Origin of the sequence: Georgenia deserti (genome assembly GCF_042680605.1) — a bacterium.
Taxonomy (GTDB): Bacteria; Actinomycetota; Actinomycetes; order Actinomycetales; family Actinomycetaceae; genus Allobogoriella; species Allobogoriella deserti.
This window is the reverse complement of sequence record NZ_JBHUEE010000030.1, coordinates 1-512: the sequence shown is the minus strand read 5'-3', so window position 1 is coordinate 512 and position 512 is coordinate 1. Positions and strand designations below refer to the sequence as shown.

General features: G+C 65.0%; 1 pseudogene. It reads left to right on the top strand.

Annotated features, from left to right (window positions below):
• Positions 1-202: 202 nt before the first annotated feature.
• Positions 203-512: pseudogene (locus tag ACFSE6_RS18930) on the top strand (hypothetical protein); the annotation flags it as partial.

Here is a 512-nt window from a genome sequence, read left to right as displayed (position 1 = left end):
GGGTGCTGAGCCGGGTGACTTCACTGTGGTCGGTACCGACGATGAGTCGGGTGAGTCTGCTGAGGCTCCGCTGACTGTCACCGAGGGTGACGGCGGTGTGTGTCCGGTTGAGCCGGCTGTGACGGTTGACCCGACCTCGGCGTTGCCGGGTGAGACGGTGACTGTCTCCGGTGAGGGTTTCGCTCCGGGTACTGAGGCGTCGGTGCAGTTGACCGATGCTGAGGGCAACCCGGTGGGTGAGCCTGTCACCGCTCCGGTTGGTGAGGACTGCACCTTCGAGACCGAGTTCACGATCCCGGAGGACACTGAGCCGGGTGATCACGAGATCGGTGCCGAGGACCCTGAGGGGAACGAGGACACGACGCCGATCGAGATCGTCGAGCCGGGTGCTCCCTCGATCGCGGTTGACCCGTCGGAGGTTGCTCCGGGTGAGTCGACCACGGTTACTGGTGAGGGTTTCACGCCGGATGCGACGGCGAGTGTTCAGTTGGTGAACCCGGCTGGTGAGCCTG